14 protein-coding genes are annotated in these 17,779 nt (G+C 63.7%); 5 read left to right on the top strand and 9 right to left on the bottom strand.

Features of this window, described 5'->3' with window-relative positions; translation table 11 throughout:
• Positions 1 to 249: 249 nt before the first annotated feature.
• Entirely contained in the window at positions 250 to 1,644 is a 1,395-nt protein-coding gene (locus tag FNA46_RS00535; protein ID WP_142880386.1) for a malonyl-CoA decarboxylase, read from the top strand.
• A 15-nt stretch (positions 1,645 to 1,659) separates the two neighbouring features.
• Positions 1,660 to 3,174 (top strand): malonate--CoA ligase, encoded by a 1,515-nt coding sequence (locus FNA46_RS00530; RefSeq protein WP_142880385.1) that lies wholly within the window; start codon positions 1,660 to 1,662, stop codon positions 3,172 to 3,174.
• A gap of 229 nt (positions 3,175 to 3,403) precedes the next feature.
• Here the strand turns inward: FNA46_RS00530 and mmsB are convergent, their stop codons facing one another.
• The 6 genes from mmsB to araD1 all read right to left on the bottom strand — a co-directional run bounded on the left by mmsB (position 3,404) and on the right by araD1 (position 11,231).
• Complete coding sequence (mmsB, locus tag FNA46_RS00525; protein ID WP_142880384.1) at positions 3,404 to 4,594, bottom strand: multiple monosaccharide ABC transporter permease; 1,191 nt, start codon at positions 4,592 to 4,594, stop codon at positions 3,404 to 3,406.
• The gene (gene mmsA / locus FNA46_RS00520) at positions 4,591 to 6,153 is read right to left on the bottom strand and encodes a multiple monosaccharide ABC transporter ATP-binding protein (RefSeq protein WP_142880383.1); all 1,563 of its coding nucleotides are present in this window, start codon (positions 6,151 to 6,153) and stop codon (positions 4,591 to 4,593) included. The genes mmsB and mmsA overlap by 4 nt, the downstream gene beginning before the upstream one ends.
• 64 nt (positions 6,154 to 6,217) lie before the next feature.
• Positions 6,218 to 7,282: a multiple monosaccharide ABC transporter substrate-binding protein gene (gene chvE, locus FNA46_RS00515; protein ID WP_142880382.1), complete on the bottom strand. Its 1,065-nt coding sequence runs from the start codon at positions 7,280 to 7,282 to the stop codon at positions 6,218 to 6,220.
• Between the two features lie 149 nt (positions 7,283 to 7,431).
• A complete protein-coding gene (locus FNA46_RS00510; RefSeq protein WP_142880381.1) occupies positions 7,432 to 9,249 on the bottom strand; it encodes an IlvD/Edd family dehydratase in 1,818 nt (605 codons plus the stop codon).
• A gap of 48 nt (positions 9,250 to 9,297) precedes the next feature.
• On the bottom strand, positions 9,298 to 10,224 hold the full coding sequence (locus FNA46_RS00505) for a Gfo/Idh/MocA family protein (RefSeq protein ID WP_142880380.1): 927 nt from the start codon (positions 10,222 to 10,224) through the stop codon (positions 9,298 to 9,300).
• A gap of 17 nt (positions 10,225 to 10,241) precedes the next feature.
• On the bottom strand, positions 10,242 to 11,231 hold the full coding sequence (gene araD1 / locus FNA46_RS00500; protein ID WP_142880379.1) for an AraD1 family protein: 990 nt from the start codon (positions 11,229 to 11,231) through the stop codon (positions 10,242 to 10,244).
• Positions 11,232 to 11,807: 576 nt separating this feature from the next.
• Between araD1 and FNA46_RS00495 the strand changes: the two genes are divergently transcribed.
• The gene (locus FNA46_RS00495; protein WP_142880378.1) at positions 11,808 to 12,545 is read left to right on the top strand and encodes a FadR/GntR family transcriptional regulator; all 738 of its coding nucleotides are present in this window, start codon (positions 11,808 to 11,810) and stop codon (positions 12,543 to 12,545) included.
• 131 nt (positions 12,546 to 12,676) lie between these two features.
• Positions 12,677 to 12,835, top strand: a complete 159-nt coding sequence (locus FNA46_RS00490) for a YqaE/Pmp3 family membrane protein (RefSeq protein ID WP_142880377.1) — start codon at positions 12,677 to 12,679, stop codon at positions 12,833 to 12,835.
• A gap of 56 nt (positions 12,836 to 12,891) precedes the next feature.
• Here FNA46_RS00490 and FNA46_RS00485 read toward each other — a convergent pair whose 3' ends face one another.
• Positions 12,892 to 14,268 carry a PepSY-associated TM helix domain-containing protein gene (locus FNA46_RS00485; RefSeq protein WP_142880376.1) on the bottom strand — a complete coding sequence of 459 codons (1,377 nt, stop codon included), beginning with the start codon at positions 14,266 to 14,268 and terminating at the stop codon, positions 12,892 to 12,894.
• A 70-nt stretch (positions 14,269 to 14,338) separates the two neighbouring features.
• Positions 14,339 to 14,764, bottom strand: a complete 426-nt coding sequence (locus FNA46_RS00480) for a DUF2946 family protein (protein WP_142880375.1) — start codon at positions 14,762 to 14,764, stop codon at positions 14,339 to 14,341.
• A 340-nt stretch (positions 14,765 to 15,104) separates the two neighbouring features.
• Between FNA46_RS00480 and FNA46_RS00475 the strand changes: the two genes are divergently transcribed.
• Complete coding sequence (locus FNA46_RS00475; protein ID WP_142880374.1) at positions 15,105 to 16,658, top strand: S10 family peptidase; 1,554 nt, start codon at positions 15,105 to 15,107, stop codon at positions 16,656 to 16,658.
• Between the two features lie 503 nt (positions 16,659 to 17,161).
• On the opposite strand, the gene FNA46_RS00470 is transcribed toward FNA46_RS00475, so the two are convergent.
• Positions 17,162 to 17,704, bottom strand: a complete 543-nt coding sequence (locus FNA46_RS00470; RefSeq protein WP_142880373.1) for a hypothetical protein — start codon at positions 17,702 to 17,704, stop codon at positions 17,162 to 17,164.
• Positions 17,705 to 17,779 lie beyond the last annotated feature (75 nt).

Here is a 17,779-nt window from a genome sequence, read left to right as displayed (position 1 = left end):
GTGCATCATGAAAGCGCCCGCTCCATCCCTGATCGGCACGGGCGCTTTCATGATGCACGGTTGAGTGGCATCATGGCGGCGGCCGGCCTTGAGCCCGACGCTCCACCACATCGCTAATTATGCAATACCCTTCTTCATGTATGCAAGATTGTTGACAATGTGTACGATGTCGTCCAGTTTGCTGCTGTGCCGCCCAAAGGGCGGGGAAGGCACGCGCAAAGGTCGCAGCCGCCCAACAGAGGAACGCACATGTCTGGTACCTCCTTTCTCAGCGACATGTTGCAGGGCATCACCGAGCGCGGGCGTGCACTGTTTTTCGCTGGCCCGCGCGCCCGCGACGCGGCAGCGGAGCTCGATATTTCGACGCTGTGCGACATGCTGCTGTCCAGCCGCGGTGAAGCATCGGGCATGGCGATCGCGGCGGAAATTCTCGACCGCTGGAGCCGGCTTGACGCCGGTGAGGCCGCAGACTTCCTCAAGATGCTGGCCAGAGGCTTCGGCGCCGATCCCGCCCGGCTGGAGCGGGCGATCGACCGCTACCGGACGGAGAAAAGCCCTGCTTCCGTCATTGCGCTGCACGAGGCAGCCGAACCGCGACGGCAGGAACTGCTCAGGCGGCTGAATCTGGCGCCGAACGGAACGGAACGGCTGGTGCGCATGCGCGAGCAACTGCTGGCGATCAAGGCCGGCGATGCCGATCTCGGCGCCGTCGATCTCGATTTCGCCCACCTGTTCGGCTCCTGGTTCAACCGTGGCTTCCTGACCCTGCAGCCGATCGACTGGTCGACGCCGGCGCATATTCTCGAGAAGATCATTCGCTACGAGGCCGTGCACGAAATTGCCGGCTGGGACGAACTGCGCCGCCGGCTGCAGCCCTCGGATCGCCGCTGCTTCGCCTTTTTCCACCCGAGACTGAAGGACGAACCGCTGGTCTTCGTGGAGGTGGCGCTGACCCGCGGGGTGCCGGCGGCGATTGCCGACCTCCTGGACGAGGGACGCGCGCCGATTGCCGCCGACCAGGCGACCACAGCGGTCTTCTACTCCATCTCGAACTGTCAGGATGGCCTGCGCGGCATTTCCTTCGGCAATTTCCTCATCAAGCAGGTGGTGGAGGATCTGCGTCGGGACCTGCCGGGGCTGAAGACCTTCGTCACGCTGTCGCCGGTGCCGGGATTTGCCGGCTGGCTGTCATCGGCACGCCGCTCCGAAGCGGGGCTTGGCCTTGGCGAGGCGGACATGGCCCTCCTCGAGCGGCTGGGTGATCCGGCCTGGGCCGGAGATGCCACCCTGGCGGGGGCGCTGGAGCCGGTGCTGCTGTCACTTGCCGCCCGCTATTTCCTGGTCGAACGCACGGCCACGGGCCGTCCCCTGGATCCGGTGGCACGGTTTCATCTCGGCAATGGGGCGCGGCTGGAGCGACTGAATTTTCTCGGAGACCGGTCGCCGAAGGCGCTTGCCCAGGCACATGGGCTGATGGTCAACTATCTCTACAAGCTCGAGGACATAGAGGCCAACCACGAGGCACTGGCCCAGCGCGGCGAAGTGACGGCGGCCCCGGCGGTGACTGCGCTGCTTGGTCGGGAGAAGGACATGCGACGCAGCCTGCCGGCCATGCCGGCAAGAGCCGCGCGCGCGGCGAACTGAGGAGGAGAACACGCGATGAGCAACCATCTTTTCGATGCCATTTGCGCGGCCGCACCCGGCCATGCGCCCTTCATCCTGCTGAAGGACGGCACGGTCTGGACCTATGACGACGCAATCGCGCTGTCCGGACAACTGGCCGGCGCCATCAGGCGGCTGGGCGTCACGCCGGGAGACCGGATCGCCGTGCAGGTGGAGAAGAGCGCGGAAGCCCTGATCCTCTATCTCGCCTGCCTGCGGGCCGGCGCCATCTATCTGCCGCTCAACACGGCCTATACGCTTGCCGAACTCGACTACTTCATCGGCGATGCCGAACCACGCCTCGTGGTCGTCTCGCAAAGGGCGCGGGAAGGCGTGCTCGCGATCGCCGAACCGCGCGGCGCCATCGTGGAAACGCTGGAGGCCGATGGCACGGGTTCTCTCATCGACCTCGCCCGGAACGAACCCTCCGATTTCAGCAATGCGCCTCGCGAACCGGACAATCTGGCGGCAATCCTCTACACGTCGGGCACCACCGGCCGCTCCAAGGGTGCGATGCTCTCGCATCACAACCTGTTGTCCAATGCGCTGACGCTCAAAGACTACTGGCGGGTGACGGCGCAGGATCGGCTGATCCATGCGCTGCCGATCTTCCACACCCATGGCCTGTTCGTGGCAACCAATGTGACGCTGCTCGCCGGCGCCTCGATGCTCCTTCTGCCGAAATTCGATCCGGACGAGGTGCTGGCGCTGATGCCTCAGGCCACGATGCTGATGGGCGTGCCCACCTTCTATGTGCGGCTGCTGCAGAGCGCCGCGCTGGACCATGCGGCCACATCCGGCATGCGTCTGTTCGTCTCCGGCTCCGCGCCGCTGCTTGCCGAAACCCACGCGGAATTTTTCCGGCGCACCGGCCATGCCATTCTCGAACGCTATGGCATGACCGAAACCAACATGAACACGTCCAATCCTTATGACGGCGAGCGGATCGCGGGTACGGTCGGCTTTCCGCTGCCGGGCGTTACGGTCCGGATCACCGACCCCGCAAGTGGCGCGGTCCTGGCGGCCGGGGAAACCGGCATGATCGAGGTCAGCGGCCCCAACGTGTTCAAGGGATACTGGCGGATGCCGGAAAAGACGGCGGCCGAATTCAACGCCGACGGCTTCTTCATTACCGGCGATCTCGGCAAGATCGATGCGAAGGGCTATGTGCACATCGTGGGCCGCGGCAAGGATCTCGTCATCTCCGGCGGCTACAACATCTATCCGAAGGAAGTGGAAAGCGAGATCGACCAGCTGGAAGGTATCGTTGAAAGCGCGGTGATCGGAGTACCGCATCCCGATTTCGGCGAGGGCGTCACCGCGATCGTCGTGCGCAAGGCGAATGCCGCCGTCGACGAGCGCGCGATCCTCGCCGCCCTGCAGGACCGGCTTGCCCGCTACAAGCAGCCGAAGCGCATCATCTTTGCCGAAGACCTGCCGCGCAACACGATGGGCAAGGTGCAGAAGAATGTGCTGCGCGAGCGCTATGCCGCGCTCTACCAGCCGGCATAACTGAACCGCATCCGCCATGGCGCCCTGCAACAGGCAGGCCTCCGCATGTTCCGCGCCCGGTGGCGCGGACGTGTCAGCTCGCTTGCGGCTGCAACCGGACCTTCACCTGTCCAGGGCCGCTGCCGGTCATCGACGCATGCCGGAAAAAGCAGCCGGAAAAATGCAGAAAGGCCGCAAACCCCGGAGGATTTGCGGCCTTCCGCTCAGGTCGGAACGCTTGGGAGGATGCTCAACGACGCTGGTTGTAGACGTCCACGCAGACGGCGCCGAGCAGCACCAGGCCCTTGATGACCTGCTGGTAGTCGATGCCGATGCCGAGAATGGACATGCCGTTGTTCATGACGCCCATCAGGAAGGCGCCGATGACGGCACCCGTCACCTTGCCGACGCCGCCATAGGCGGAGGCGCCGCCGATGAAGCAGGCCGCGATGACATCAAGCTCGAAGCCGGCGCCGGCCTTCGGGGTGGCGCTGTTGAGGCGGGCCGCGACGACGAGGCCGCCGAGCGCTGCCAGCACGCCCATGTTGACGAAGGTCCAGAACACCAGACGCGCGGTCTTGATGCCGGACAGTTCGGCGGCGCGGGCATTGCCGCCGACCGCATAGATCTGGCGGCCGATGATCGTGCGGTTGGTGAAGAAGCCGTAGGCCGCCACCAGGATCGCCATGATGATCAGGACGTTCGGCATGCCGCGATGCGAAGCAATCAGATAGGCGATGTAGCCGACGGCGGCGAGCACCACGATATTCTTGCCGACGAAGAAGCCGAAGGGCTCGGTCTCGACGCCATGCGAGAGATGACGCGCGCGGCTGCGGATGTTCTGCCAGACGAGCAGCAGGGCAAGCGCCACGCCCAGGATCAGCGAGGTGACGTAGAGCCCGCCTTCCGACGAGAAGAATTCCGGAATGAAGCCGGACGAGAGCTTCTGGAACGTCACGTCGAACGGGCCGATGGAGCGGCCGCTCAGCACCGCGATCATGAAGCCGCGGAAGACCAGCATGCCGGCAAGCGTGACGATGAAGGACGGAATCTTGAAATAGGCGACGAAATAGCCCTGCACCGCGCCGATCACGCCGCCGAGGATGAGGCAGATGATGCTCGCCGTGACGAAGTCGAAATTATACTGCACCATCATCATCGCCGCGACGGCGCCGATGAAGCCGGCCACCGACCCGACCGACAGGTCGATATGGCCGGTGACGATGATCATCAGCATGCCGAGTGCCATGATGACGATGTAGCTGTTCTGCAGGATGATGTTCGTCAGGTTCAGCGGCTTCAGCAGGATGCCGCCGGTGGCAACCTGGAAGAAGATGACGATGACGACGAGCGACATCAGCATCCCGTATTCGCGCAGATTGTCCTTCAGGAACGCGGCCGCCGAGGGACGCGCGGGCGCGGAGGTTTCAGTCGTGGTCATTCTTCTCTCCCCTTGCGGCGCATGATGGCGCGCATGATGTTCTCCTGCGTGGCGTCCGCGCCGGCCACTTCGCCGACGAATTCGCCCTCATGCATGACCAGGATGCGATCGCAGATCCCGATCAGCTCCGGCATTTCCGAGGAGATCACCACGACTGCCTTTCCGGCATCCGCGAGTTCGTTGATGATGGAATAGATTTCGTATTTCGCACCGACGTCGATGCCGCGGGTCGGCTCGTCGAGGATCAGCAGGTCCGGATTGGTGAACAGCCATTTCGACAGCACCACCTTCTGCTGGTTGCCGCCGGAGAGCTTGCCGGTTTCCTGATAGACGTTGTGGCTGCGGATGCGCATGCGCCCGCGGAATTCCTGGGCGACCTTCATCTCGGAAATGTCGTCGATGACGGCGCGGCGCGCCACACCCGGCAGATTGGCGAGCGAGATGTTCTTGCGGATGTCTTCCGACAGGATGAGGCCGAGCTGCTTGCGGTCTTCCGTCACATAGGCCAGACCCGCATCGATCGCCTTGGTGACGGTGGAGACATCCACGGGCTTGCCGTGCATCTTCACCGTGCCGGTGATATTGCGGCCCCAGGAGCGGCCGAAGATGCTCATGGCGAATTCGGTGCGACCGGCGCCCATAAGGCCGGAAATGCCGACAACCTCGCCGGCGCGAACCTGCATGCCAAGGTTCTTCACAACCTGGCGCTGGGTGTGCTGCGGGTGGTAGACGGACCAGTTTTCCACCTCGAAAATCACCTTGCCGATGTTCGGCGTGCGCTTCGGGTAGCGGCTTTCCATGTCACGGTCGACCATGCGGCGGATGATTTCGTCTTCCGAAATCACGTCGGCATGGCAGTCCATCGTGCCGACGGAGCGGCCGTCACGCAATACGGTGATCTGGTCGGCCACCTCGGAAATCTCGTTCAGCTTGTGGCTGATCAGGATCGATGTGATCCCCTGCTTGCGGAATTCCTTGAGCAGTTCGAGCAGCGCCGCGCTGTCCTTCTCGTTCAGCGATGCGGTCGGCTCGTCGAGGATCAGCAGGCGCACATCCTTCGACAGTGCCTTGGCGATTTCCACCAGCTGCTGCTTGCCGACGCCGAGATTGGTGATCAGCGTATCCGGCTGTTCGCCAAGACCCACCTTGGCCAGCAGCGCCTTGGTGCGCTCGTGTACGGCCGAACGGTCAATCACGCCGAAACGCGACGGCGCATTGGCGAGAAAGATGTTCTCGGCAATCGACATCAGCGGGATCAGCGCCAGTTCCTGGTGGATGATGATGATGCCGAGGGCTTCGGTATCGTTGATATTGCGGAAGTGCCGCTCCTCGCCCGCAAACAGGATGGAGCCTTCATAGGAGCCGTGCGGATAGACGCCGGAGAGCACTTTCATGAGGGTCGATTTACCGGCGCCGTTTTCGCCGACCAGCGCGTGGATTTCCCCTTCGCGCACGGTGAAACTGACCTCGGACAGTGCCTTGACCGCGCCGAAGGACTTCGAAATGCCGCGCATTTCAAGAATCGGCGGGCGTTCGGCCGCAGTGACGGGTGCGAGCATGCCATCTTCTCCGATGGGGAGTTGGAAATGGGCGGCGGCGTTTCCGCCGCCGCCCCGATTGATCTTACTTCAGCTTGTCTTCGGTGTAGTAACCGGAACCGACCAGAACTTCCTTCCAGTTGGTCTTGTCGACGGCAACCGGCTTCAGCAGGTAGGACGGAACGACCTTCTTGCCGTTGTCGTAGGTCTTGGTGTCGTTGACGGTCGGCTGCTTGCCGCTCATGACGGCGTCAACCATGTCGACGGTGACCTTGGCGAGTTCGCGGGTGTCCTTGAAGATCGTGGAGTACTGTTCGCCAGCGATGATCGACTTGACGGACGGAACTTCAGCGTCCTGACCGGATACGAACGGCATCGGCATGTTGCCGGAACCGTAGCCCACGCCCTTCAGCGAGGACAGGATACCGATGGAGATGCCGTCATAGGGCGACAGAACAGCGTTCAGCTTCTTGTCGGCGTAGAAGGCGGAGAGGATGGCGTCCATGCGGGCCTGGGCGGTTGCACCGTCCCAACGCAGCGTGGAAACCTTGTCCATGCCAACCTGGCCCGAACCGACCTTCAGCACGCCCTTGTCGATCAGCGGCTGGAGAACGCTCATGGCGCCGTTGTAGAAGAAGAAGGCGTTGTTGTCGTCCGGCGAACCGCCGAACAGTTCGATGTAGAACGGACCCTTTTCGGTGTCGGCCTTGAGAGCCTTGACCAGCGTGGTGGCCTGCAGAACGCCGACCTGGAAGTTGTCGAACGTGGCGTAGTAGTCAACGTTCGGCGTGTCGCGGATCAGGCGGTCATAGGCGATGACCTTGATGCCCTGGGTTGCAGCCTGCTGCAGAACGTCCGACAGCGTGGTGCCGTCGATGGAGGCGATCACGAGAACCTTGGCACCCTTGGTGACCATGTTCTCGATCTGCGACAGCTGGTTCGGAATGTCGTCTTCCGCGTACTGCAGGTCGACGCTGTAGCCGCGTTCCTTCAGCACCTTCACCATGTTGTCGCCGTCGGCGATCCAGCGGGCGGACGACTTGGTCGGCATGGCCACGCCGACGAGGCCCTTGTCAGCGGCGCCGGCCGGCGCGGCGAAGGCCATGGCTGCAAAAACGGCAGCCGTGGTGAGAGACTTCAGAAATTTCATGTTTACTCCTCCTGAGTGGCGAGGCTCCCTTCGAACCCGCCCGTAAAATCCCCCGTGGGCGGCGTCACCGTCGCCCACATGTTCTCTTGAGCCTTGAAGCACCCCCGGCTCCGGGTCCTTGGACCCTGCACCGGATCGGGCGCCCCCTCTCAGTGGTTGTCGCGCGGAATACCTTCCGTCTGCGCGATCCGCTGATACTTCACGGCCGGTTCCAGAACCGCGCCGGTTTCCATCTGCCCCACAATGCCGCGCTGGATTTCCTGCCACGGCGTCTGGTGCTTCGGATACTGGTAACCACCCTTCGCCTCAAGCTCGGCGTAACGGGCGGCGATCTCCTCCCCGGAGATCAGGATGTCGGCCTTGCCGCGGCCCACGTCGATGCGCACGCGGTCCCCGGTCTTGAGGATCGCCAGGCCGCCGCCGGCGGCGGCTTCCGGCGAGGCATTCAGGATCGACGGGCTGCCGGACGTGCCGGACTGGCGGCCGTCACCGATGCAGGGCAGCGAGGTGACGCCCTGCTTCAGCAGGTAATCCGGCGCGCGCATGTTGACGACTTCGGCAGCGCCCGGATAGCCGATCGGGCCGGCGCCGCGCATGAACAGCACGGTGTTGGCGTCGATGCCGAGCGAGGGGTCGTCGATGCGGTGATGGTAGTCCTCCGGACCGTCGAACACCACGGCGCGGCCTTCGAAGGCATCGGGATCGTTCGGGTTCGACAGATAACGGTCGCGGAACTCCTTGGAGATCACGCTCGTCTTCATGATGGCCGACGAGAACAGGTTGCCGCGCAGCACGCGGAAGCCGGCGCGCTCCTTGAGCGGCTGGTCGTAGGGGCGGATGACCTTCTCGTCCTCGATCACGGCGCCACGGCAGTTCTCGCCGATGGTCTTGCCGTTGACGGTCATCGCGTTCTCGTTGATGAGGCCCTTCTGCATCAGCTGGTTGACGACCGCCGGCACGCCGCCGGCATGGTAATAGTCTTCACCCAGATATTCGCCGGCCGGCTGCAGGTTGACGAGCAGCGGGATCTCCTCGCCATAGGTCTGCCAGTCGTCAACGGTCAGCTCGACGCCGAGATGGCGGGCAAGGCCGTTCAGGTGGATCGGCGCATTGGTGGAGCCGCCGATTGCCGAATTGACGCGGATCGCGTTGATGAAGGCATCCTTCGTCATGATGTCGGACGGCTTCAGGTCTTCCTTGACCATTTCGACGATGCGAAGGCCGGTCAGGTAGGAGATTTCCTGGCGGTCGCGGTAGGGCGCCGGGATCGCGGCCGAACCCGGCAGCTGCATGCCGAGCGCTTCGGCCAGCGAGTTCATCGTGGTGGCCGTGCCCATGGTGTTGCAGTAACCGGTGGAGGGCGCCGAGGAGGCAACCAGCTTGACGAAGCCGGCATAGTCGATCTCGCCCTTTGCCAGCAGTTCGCGGGCCTTCCAGACGATGGTGCCGGAACCGGTGCGCTCGCCGCGGAACCAGCCGTTCAGCATCGGGCCGACCGACAGCGCGATCGCCGGGATGTTGACGGTGGCAGCGGCCATCAGACAGGCCGGCGTCGTCTTGTCACAGCCGATGGTGAGCACCACGCCGTCGAGCGGATAGCCGTAGAGCACTTCCACGAGGCCGAGATAGGCGAGGTTGCGGTCAAGGCCCGCCGTCGGGCGCTTGCCGGTTTCCTGGATCGGATGCACCGGGAATTCGATGGCGATGCCGCCGGCTTCGCGAATGCCCTCGCGCAGACGGTTGGCCAGTTCCAGATGGTGGCGGTTGCACGGCGACAGGTCCGAGCCGGTCTGGGCAATACCGATGATCGGGCGGTCGGACTGCAGTTCGGCCTGGCTCAGGCCGAAGTTCATGTAGCGCTCCAGGTAGAGCGCCGTCATGTCGGCATTGGCCGGATTGTCGAACCAGGCGCGCGAGCGCAGCTTGCCATTCGGGCCGGTCGCGGTGGGAAGGGTATTGTTGCTCATGGGCTTGTCTTCTTCTGCAAAAGCGTGAACGGGAAGGCCGGCTCCGGCTCAGTCCTCGAAGGTTTCGACCACGTGCCGACGGCCCAGCATGAAGGCATCGGCCACATGCACCAGCGGCGAGAAATCCGTGTCCGACTGACCGCCATTCACCAGAGACACGAAATGCTTGTAGAGATTGCGGTATTCGCGATCTTCCTCGACGATCTGGGCGTCTCCGTCAACGAAGAGGCGGCTGCCGCCATGGGTCAGCACGACCGGGCCTTCTTCCGTCTCGACGCGGATGTCCCAGGTCTGCGGGCCGGTCTGGCGCCAGTCGAAGGCCGCCGTCAGGGCGATGCCGCTCGCACTGCGGAATTCGAGATCGGCCGCAATCGGTGCTGCCCGGTTGGCCGGGAAGGACAGATCGGACGCGGTGAGGTGGAAGCTCTCCGGCATGATGCGGGTGACGATCGACAGCGCATTGATGCCCGGATCGAACACGCCGAGACCGCCCGGCTCCCAGATCCAGTCCTGGCCGGGATGCCAGTGGCGCACGTCTTCCTTCCACTCGACATGGACTGACTTGACCTTGCGTTCGGCAAGAAGCTTGCGGGCCGGCTCGACGGCGGCCGCCTCGCGCGAGTGCCAGGTGGCGAACAAGGAAACGCCCTGCTGGCTGGCCAGACGGTCCAGCGCGAAGACTTCCGCAATGGTCGCGCCCGGCGGCTTTTCCAGCATCACATGCTTGCCGGCGAGAAGGGCTGCGCGCGCCTGCTCGAAACGGCCCTGCGGCGGGGTGCAGAGCGACACCGCATCAATCTCCACGCCGGAGGCGAGCAGCGCATCGATGTCAGTGAAACAGTGGACGCCATCAAGCCTGGCATTGCGGCTGGCGACCGCAACCAGCTCGATGCCGTCATTGGCGGCGATCGCCTGGAGATGCTGGTCGCGGGCGATCTTGCCGAGACCGACGATGGCGAGACGAATGGAGGACATGAGAAACGCGAGACCTCTTAGAGCGGACGGATGGCGACCGGCGCGTCCTCGGCGACGGCCAGGCGGTTGACAAGCGTCAACTTGAACGGGGCAGCGGAAATCTCGAACTGGTCGCCCGGCTCGGTCTTCACGCCCGCCGTGAACGACAGCGTCGCCGTACCGAAGAAGTGCACATGCAGGTCGCCCGGACGGCGGAACAGATCATACTTGAAGTTATGATGCTCGAGATTGGCGATGGTGTGCGACATGTTCGCTTCGCCCGACAGGAAGGGCTTTTCGAAGATCACCGCGTCGCCACGACGGATCAGCGAGGTGCCTTCCACATGCTGAGGCAGTTCGCCGACCAGAAGTTCCGGGCCCAGCGCGGCCTGGCGCAGCTTGGAATGGGCGAGCCACAGATAGTTGCCCTTTTCCGTAACGTGGTCGGAGAATTCGTTGGCAAGGCAGAAACCGAGGCGATAGGGCGTGCCGTCCTCGCCGATCAGATAGATCGCCGCCAGCTCAGGCTCCTCGCCGCCATCGAGCGCGAAGGCGGGGGAGACGAGGTCCTCGCCGGTCGCCTTCAGCTGCGAGCCGTCGCCCTTGTAGAACCATTCCGGCTGCACGCCGGTTTCTCCGGCCTTCGGCTTGCCGCCCTCGACGCCCATCAGGAACATGCGCATCGAATCGGTCGGCTTTTCTTCCGACTGCGCCGCCTTGTGCATCTTGTCACGGCCATCGGCGGAGCCGAGATGGGTCAGCCCCGTGCCGGCGACGATGAAATGGGCCGGGTCGGCATGGGTGACCGGCAGCTGCAGGCGGCCTTCGGCCTGCGCCGCGGAAAGGTCCACAACGGGGCCGGCCGGCAGGGTTGCGATGTAGTCGGCAAAGCCCTGGCCCGCGGCGATCGCCTTGCTTGCCAGCTCGTAGGTGGAGGAAATGCCCTCGACAACCCGTGCCTCGCCCTCGCCATCCCAGGCAACAACACGCACCCGGCCATCGACCGCAACCTGCAGAAGTCTCAACATGATTTTAATGCACCCGTCTCACGATTCGGCATGGCGCCCGTATCCGGCCATGCCCTCCTCCCCGCGCCGTGGGACGCGGTCTTGTCAATAATATGACTATTTGCCCGAAAGCCCTGTTGTCAAGCAACCTAGCACCCTTTCTTCTGCATGCACAACAGGCAGGCACTGGGCAAAATGCCATCAATCACATCAAATTATAACGATTTAATCCGAAAGGGCGCTGTTTTCTTCGCAAAGCCGACAAAAAGTCCGTTTGCAAAAGTCATATTATATGATCCTTATGCCTTCCAATCTGTCATCATCCGGGGGAGGACTTGATGAAACGGATGCACCTCAGGCTGGCGTGCGCGGGAATTCGCGCGCTTTTCGGCTCTGAAAATGCATGGGTTTTTCAGCTCCGGGAGGACGGAATCGGGCTGAAACCGGCCTTGTCAGCACGCACCCTCGGGACCTACACGAGACGCGGTGCTGAGATGGAACCGGAGACGGCGAAGCGATTGCGGGCAGCGATATTCGCACCGCCGGGGAGAAAGCCCGGGCGGCTGTGGATAACGGGCCGATCTGAAGGAGAGTTTCGTGGGGCTGCTTGAAACGACCATCGCCGGCAGGAAGCGGGGCAGCAGCCACGCGCATGTGGTGGCAGAGCTTGGCAGTGCGATCGTATCGGGTGCCATTGCCGAAGGGGCGATCCTGCCCGGCGATGCGGACCTGTCGCTGCGATTCGGTGTCTCCCGCACCGTGCTGCGCGAGGCCATGAAGACGCTCGCCGCCAAGCGGCTGATCGAGCCGAAGGCCAAGGTGGGCACCCGCGTGCTGCCCCGCTCGAACTGGAATTTTTTCGATCCCGACGTGCTCGGCTGGCGCTGCGATGCGGGCGTCGATCTCGATTTCATCGAATATCTGGCCGAAATGCGCATGGCGCTGGAACCGGCGGCGGCCGCCGCCGCCGCAGAGCGCGCCACCAGCGACGATATCGTCGCGCTCTATGCCATCGCTGCGAAATTCGACGATCTCACGCACACGCCGGAAAGCATTGCCAAGGTGGATCTCGAATTCCATCTGGCGATTGCCCGCATGTCCGGCAATCCGTTCATGCGCTCGGCAAGCGCGCTGATCGAGGCAGCGCTCGCCATCGCGTTTCGCCTCTCCTCGCCCGCCGCTTCGCCGGACATGCTGGACGAAGTGGCGGCGAATCACCTGCGCATCGCCCATGCGATTGCCTCGCGCGATCCGGAAAAGGCCGTGGCCGCCATGCGCCACGTCATCGAGATCGGCCGCGGCCGCATCGAGAAATCCCTGGAAACGGCGGGCTGACACCCGCCGCCTGCCCTGCTGGATCCGGATTGAACCAATCGGCTTCTGTCGCGTTGCTGCGGCTCAGACCGATATCCGGCGACAAGCCCGGATGCCGGTGAACCGCAATCCGTTTGCCAAAGGGGCACTCCGTGGACCTGATTCGCCTTCTCTTCGCCATCCTGCTGCCGCCGCTCGGCGTCTTCCTTCAGGTTGGGCTTGGCCTGCAGTTCTGGCTGAACATTCTTCTCACCCTCTGTGGCTACCTGCCCGGCATCATCCATGCCGTCTGGGTGATCGCCCGCCGGTGAACAGAGATCTGAGGGGGGCATTAGCGGATGCCCCCCTCCCCTCTTCGCCGTCTGTTTCAGGCGCGCGCCCGGCGCGGCCTCGAAAGCTTCAGATAGGCCATGTCGAGGATCAGCAGCACGATCAGCGAGGCACCGACCAGCGGGAAGATCAGGCCGCCCACGACGAGGATGGCGATCAGGCCGCGAAACACGCGCGGGTCTGATGGCATCGGCGGCACGCCGAGCGCGCCTTGTGGGCGCCGCTTCCACCACATGATGCCGGCCGAGACGGCCAGCAGGATAATGGCCATGCAGGCGATCGTCAGCACGATCTGGTTCGCCAGCCCGAACTGCTGGCCGAGATGCACGTTGATGCCCCATTCCAGCGCGCGGCCGAGCGGACCGTAATCGGCATAGCTCATGTCGAGGAGCGGCGTGCCGCTATACTGGTCGAGATGCACGACGCGCTGCTTTGCGAGATCATCCGGATAGACCGAGCCACTGTAGACGCCGCTTGCCTTCTGCGGCAGCGCCACGGAATAGCCGCGCGTCAGCCCCAGCCCGTCGAAGGTGGCGATGGCGCGGTCGAGGCCGATCGGCTGCATCCCCTGCCCGGCCCCCGGTGCAGCTTGTGGTGACAGCGGCACCTTGGCCTGTTCCAGCGACCAGGTGGTTTTCGCCACGTGATCCAGATGCTCGCCGGACATCGGCACATCCACGCGCACGCCCGCCGGATAGCCGAAATTGTTGCCGTTCGCCCATTCGTTGACCTTGGCGCCCCAGACGCCCGACCAGGGCATGCCGGTGACGGCGAGGAAGACGATGACGACGCCGACGAAAAGCCCGGTCACCGCATGCAGGTCGCGCCAGAAGACACGCCGCGCCGGCGTGCCGCGTACGGTGATGACACCGCCCGTCTGCTGGCGCGGCCACCACAGATAGAGGCCAGTGCCGACCAGCAGGATCGACCAGCCGCCGGCGATCTCGATCAGATAGCGGGCATAGGTGCCGAAATATTTGAGGCTGTGCAGCGTGCGGATCGTCCACATCACCGTGCCGCGATCCGGCAGACTGCCCAGAACATCGGCCGTGTAGGGATTGACGTAGACGGCCAGGCGGGCGGTCTCGGTTAACACCGTCACCTCGGTGGAGGCGGTCGGCGTGGCGGGTGTGGTGAATTTCACCGCCTTGCCCGGAAAGGCGGCGAGTGCGGCCGTGACCTGCGCCGAGGGTGTCGCGCGCGTCTCCTCCACCGCCACCTGCTTCAGATCGCGGTGGATGAGGTTGTCGAGTTCGTCGCGGAACAGATAGAGCGCGCCGGTCAGCGCCAGCGTGATCATGAAGGGCAGGACCAGCAGCCCCGCATAGAAATGCCAGCGCCAGACGGCGCGGTAGAGATCGGCGGCGCGCGTCGGGCTCGACGCGGCGCTGCGCCCGAAGGTGATGTCGGACATGGTGTTTTCCTGAAAATGAAGACAGAGCAAGCCGGCGCAATCCCTGCTGCCGGCGGTGCGAAAACTTGGCTCAGATCAGGATGGGCGGAGCGCGGGCTGCCCCGCTCAGGCCGCGCAGCAGGGTCTGCGGGCGGGCATCTGCGGCTCTTGCAAAGACGGGTTCGTCCGGTGGCGCGACAAGCGTTGGCGAGCCGGCTGCAGGGGGCGCGAGCAGCGCGACAGACAGGTTGGCCGCCAGCCGGCAGAGCATACCGCAGCAATCCGGCAGGAGCCTGCCGTGATCGGTCTCGTGATCGCTCTGGCCGGCACCGGTGGCGGCCGCCTGATCTTCATGGGCGGCGGGTCCCTGCGGACCATGCGCGGTGCAGAGCGTGCCCTGATCGGTCAGCAGGGCGGCTCCCATCATGCTGCGGCTGTAATCGCCGACGGCGGCCTGCAGCAGCAACAGGTAGCCGAAGACCAGCGCAAGCGCGCCGGCGAGCATCCTGTCCCGCATGATCTGCCGCATCACCTGCATAAGTGTGGCGTTGCCCCTTGACCCTTGTCCCTTGGTCAGGTGACCAGAAAACCGGCCACCTTCCAGCGTCCGCCCCCGCGAACGCATCCCCTCGCCGCTCCCGTCACATCTGCATCCGGCATGGGCTGACATCTTCTTTACCGGCTTGTGGCGGCCGTTCAAGCCAAGTTGAGTTTCCCTATTGTCGCACCGCCCTACATTGAGGGCGTCTTGCGGCGGCACGGACTGTTTTGAAGGCGGACATCGCAACGGTGTCTTCGAAGCCAGCCCCTCGCCCGGACCAGATACAGCGGCCTCTGCCGCAGCAGGAGATAACGACATGCGCCTTGCCACATGCTTTGCCCTTCTTGGCGCCTGCCTGCTTTCGGTAGCCGTGGCGGCTCCCGACTTCATCGCCCCACCCGCCTTTGCCCAGCAGGCCGGCGGCGGGGATACAGGTGGCGAGGAGCACCCGCCGCGCACTGCCGGGGCGGAGCGCAGCGGCGGGCTCATCGATCTGCTGCCGGCCGATGCGGTGAGCGAGCATGTGCTGCAGACCGCCGCCGGGCCCCTCCCCTATTCGGCCACCGCCGGTACGCTTGCGCTGCGCGGCCAGGACGGCAAGGTGACGGCGAAGATCTTTTACACCGCCTATCGCGCCAGGGATCGCGCGCCGGGGCGTCCTGTCACCTTCGCCTTCAATGGCGGGCCGGGGGCATCCTCCGCCTATCTGCATCTCGGGCTGGTCGGCCCGAAAATTCTTCCGTTTTCCGGTGACAATGCCGATGGCAGCCGGCCGGCGCTTACCGACAATCCGGAAAGCTGGCTGGCCTTTTCCGATCTCGTGCTGATCGATCCGGTCGGCACGGGCTGGAGCCGCGCCGTCAGCGACGAGGCGGCCGGGCGCTTCTATTCCGTGCGGCAGGATGCCGAGAGCCTTGCCAAGGCGATTTCGCTGTATCTGCGCGACAATGCCGATCTCTTGCCGGCACCCAAATATCTGCTCGGCGAAAGCTATGGCGGTTTCCGCGCCGCGAAGGTGGCGCTGGCGATGAAGAACAGCCAGGGCCTGATCCCTTCCGGCATCGTGATGATCTCGCCGCTGATGGAAGGCCGCTTCGTGTTCGGCAATGACGGCGATCCGCTGGCGGCGGCGCTGCAGTTTCCGGCCCTTGCGGCCGCAGAGCTGGAACGACAGGGCCGTTTCGACCCTGAAAAGGTCAGCGAAGCCGAACGTTTTGCGATGACCGACTATCTCGCCACCCTTGCCGGCCCCTGGCCGCAGGGCGAGGCGGCGGAAGCCTTCTATCGCAGGATTGCCGGCTGGACCGGGCTTTCGGAACAGGCCATTGCGCCGACCCGCGGCTTTGTCGGCGATCTCTACGCCAAGCAGGCCGGCGGCCCCGGCCGTATTCTGAGCCCCTACGATGCGGGCGAAACCCATGCCGATGCCTATCCGGAATCGGTCTTCGTGCGCAATGACGACCCGGTGCTGGAAGGCTATACCCGCGCCTATGCGGCCGCCTTTGCGGCTTACGCCCGCGACAGCCTCGGCTTCCGCACCGAGATGACCTACACCCTGCTGAACGAGGAGGTGAACCGGCGCTGGGAATGGAACGGCGGGCGCGGCGGCGACAGCCGGGTGACATCAAGCATCGCCAGCGACCTGCGCGACCTTCTCTCCACCATCCCCTCCTTCCGGCTGATGGTGGCGCATGGCTATTCCGACATCCTCACCCCGTTCGGCGCCAGCCGCTACGTGCTGAACCAGCTGCCGTCGACGCTTGCCGAGGGCCGCACGCAGCTTACCCTCTATCGCGGCGGCCACATGTTCTACACCCGCGACGACGACCGCAGGCAGATTTTTCAGGATGCGCGGGCGTTTTATCGGTAAGTTTTAACTGACAATAAGGGCTGATCGATTCGCAGGCTCGGCCTTCTCGCCGTGTGGCGAGAATTGCTGGCCTCTCCTCCCTGCGTCGCTCTCGCCTTCCTTGTCATACTCTCCCTCTCCGCGGCTTCTCAACCGCGCCCTTGCCCCTCGGTGTCATCCCCTCCCCTCTCCGGCGTCATCCCCGGGCTTGACCCGAGGATCCATGGCGCTACCCCTGTGGCATTTCGCGGCTGCGGTTCGCGAGGGACTGGATCCTCGGGTCAAGCCCGAGGATGACGACCTGAGGGGATTGGCAAGGGCGGAACCATCGGTCGCCCACTCTCGGTGAGGGGTGCACGCAGCTCCCCCCCCCCTGTCGCGGCGGCCCCATGTTCTGCACCCGCGACGACGACCGCCGGCAGATTTTTCAGGATGCGCGGGCGCTCTACGGCGGTGGCATGTGCCTGCACCCACCCATTCATTCGGTACCGAATGAGTGGCAAGGTTCGAACGGATCGCTTCGGCTATTCGCGATTGAGCGCACGAGGCATGATGAGGTCAAAGGCGTCCAGCAGCTTCGTCCCGCCACTGAGAGCTTCTGCCAGAGCCTTTTGCAGTTCCATGATGGTGGCTTCCCGCGCCCTCTGGGATACCACCTGGAACGACGGCTTTGTAAGGCTGGCCGCCAGAAGGCCGATATACTCGAGCTCGCCATAGAACTGTACGATGTTCTTGATCAGAACATCAGGCAGATCAGACAGCGTGTTGAACTTCGATTTGTAGATGTCACTGTAATAGAACACCACGATATGCGGCGCATTCTGCGGAGACGCGGCGAGAAAGCCCGCAATATCATGAAAATCAATCTGCCCCCCGTCCTCTCGCAGATTATCGACGTTCAGCTTCACCTCGGTATACAAGGCGAGGATCATCTTCCGTCTCTCACGGATGTTTCGCCGTCTGCCGATGTATCCGTCGATGACGTATTTCAGAAAAAACGTAACAAGCGCGATGATCGCAGCAATATTCACGACATTATCGAAATGAAACGCATCAGCAACGGGCATTTTTGCTCTCCGTATCTGACAATGTTTTCAATAGTACAGAAAAAATTGATTATGTAAAAGGAATATTAATTGTTC

Source organism: Affinirhizobium straminoryzae (assembly GCF_007004135.1).
GTDB lineage: Bacteria > Pseudomonadota > Alphaproteobacteria > Rhizobiales > Rhizobiaceae > Neorhizobium > Neorhizobium straminoryzae.
The sequence above is the reverse complement of the archived record's forward strand: the minus strand, read 5'-3'. Positions and strand labels throughout refer to the sequence as shown.

What these genes read in the sequence shown, in the direction of transcription:
- FNA46_RS00535 (WP_142880386.1), top strand. Translation starts at nt 250, where the DNA reads ATGTCTGGTACCTCCTTTCTCAGCGACATGTTGCAGGGCATCACCGAG.
- FNA46_RS00530 (WP_142880385.1), top strand. Translation starts at nt 1,660, where the DNA reads ATGAGCAACCATCTTTTCGATGCCATTTGCGCGGCCGCACCCGGCCAT.
- mmsB (WP_142880384.1), bottom strand. Translation starts at nt 4,594, where the DNA reads ATGACCACGACTGAAACCTCCGCGCCCGCGCGTCCCTCGGCGGCCGCG.
- mmsA (WP_142880383.1), bottom strand. Translation starts at nt 6,153, where the DNA reads ATGCTCGCACCCGTCACTGCGGCCGAACGCCCGCCGATTCTTGAAATG.
- chvE (WP_142880382.1), bottom strand. Translation starts at nt 7,282, where the DNA reads ATGAAATTTCTGAAGTCTCTCACCACGGCTGCCGTTTTTGCAGCCATG.
- FNA46_RS00510 (WP_142880381.1), bottom strand. Translation starts at nt 9,249, where the DNA reads ATGAGCAACAATACCCTTCCCACCGCGACCGGCCCGAATGGCAAGCTG.
- FNA46_RS00505 (WP_142880380.1), bottom strand. Translation starts at nt 10,224, where the DNA reads ATGTCCTCCATTCGTCTCGCCATCGTCGGTCTCGGCAAGATCGCCCGC.
- araD1 (WP_142880379.1), bottom strand. Translation starts at nt 11,231, where the DNA reads ATGTTGAGACTTCTGCAGGTTGCGGTCGATGGCCGGGTGCGTGTTGTT.
- FNA46_RS00485 (WP_142880376.1), bottom strand. Translation starts at nt 14,268, where the DNA reads ATGTCCGACATCACCTTCGGGCGCAGCGCCGCGTCGAGCCCGACGCGC.
- FNA46_RS00480 (WP_142880375.1), bottom strand. Translation starts at nt 14,764, where the DNA reads ATGCGGGACAGGATGCTCGCCGGCGCGCTTGCGCTGGTCTTCGGCTAC.
- FNA46_RS00475 (WP_142880374.1), top strand. Translation starts at nt 15,105, where the DNA reads ATGCGCCTTGCCACATGCTTTGCCCTTCTTGGCGCCTGCCTGCTTTCG.
- FNA46_RS00470 (WP_142880373.1), bottom strand. Translation starts at nt 17,704, where the DNA reads ATGCCCGTTGCTGATGCGTTTCATTTCGATAATGTCGTGAATATTGCT.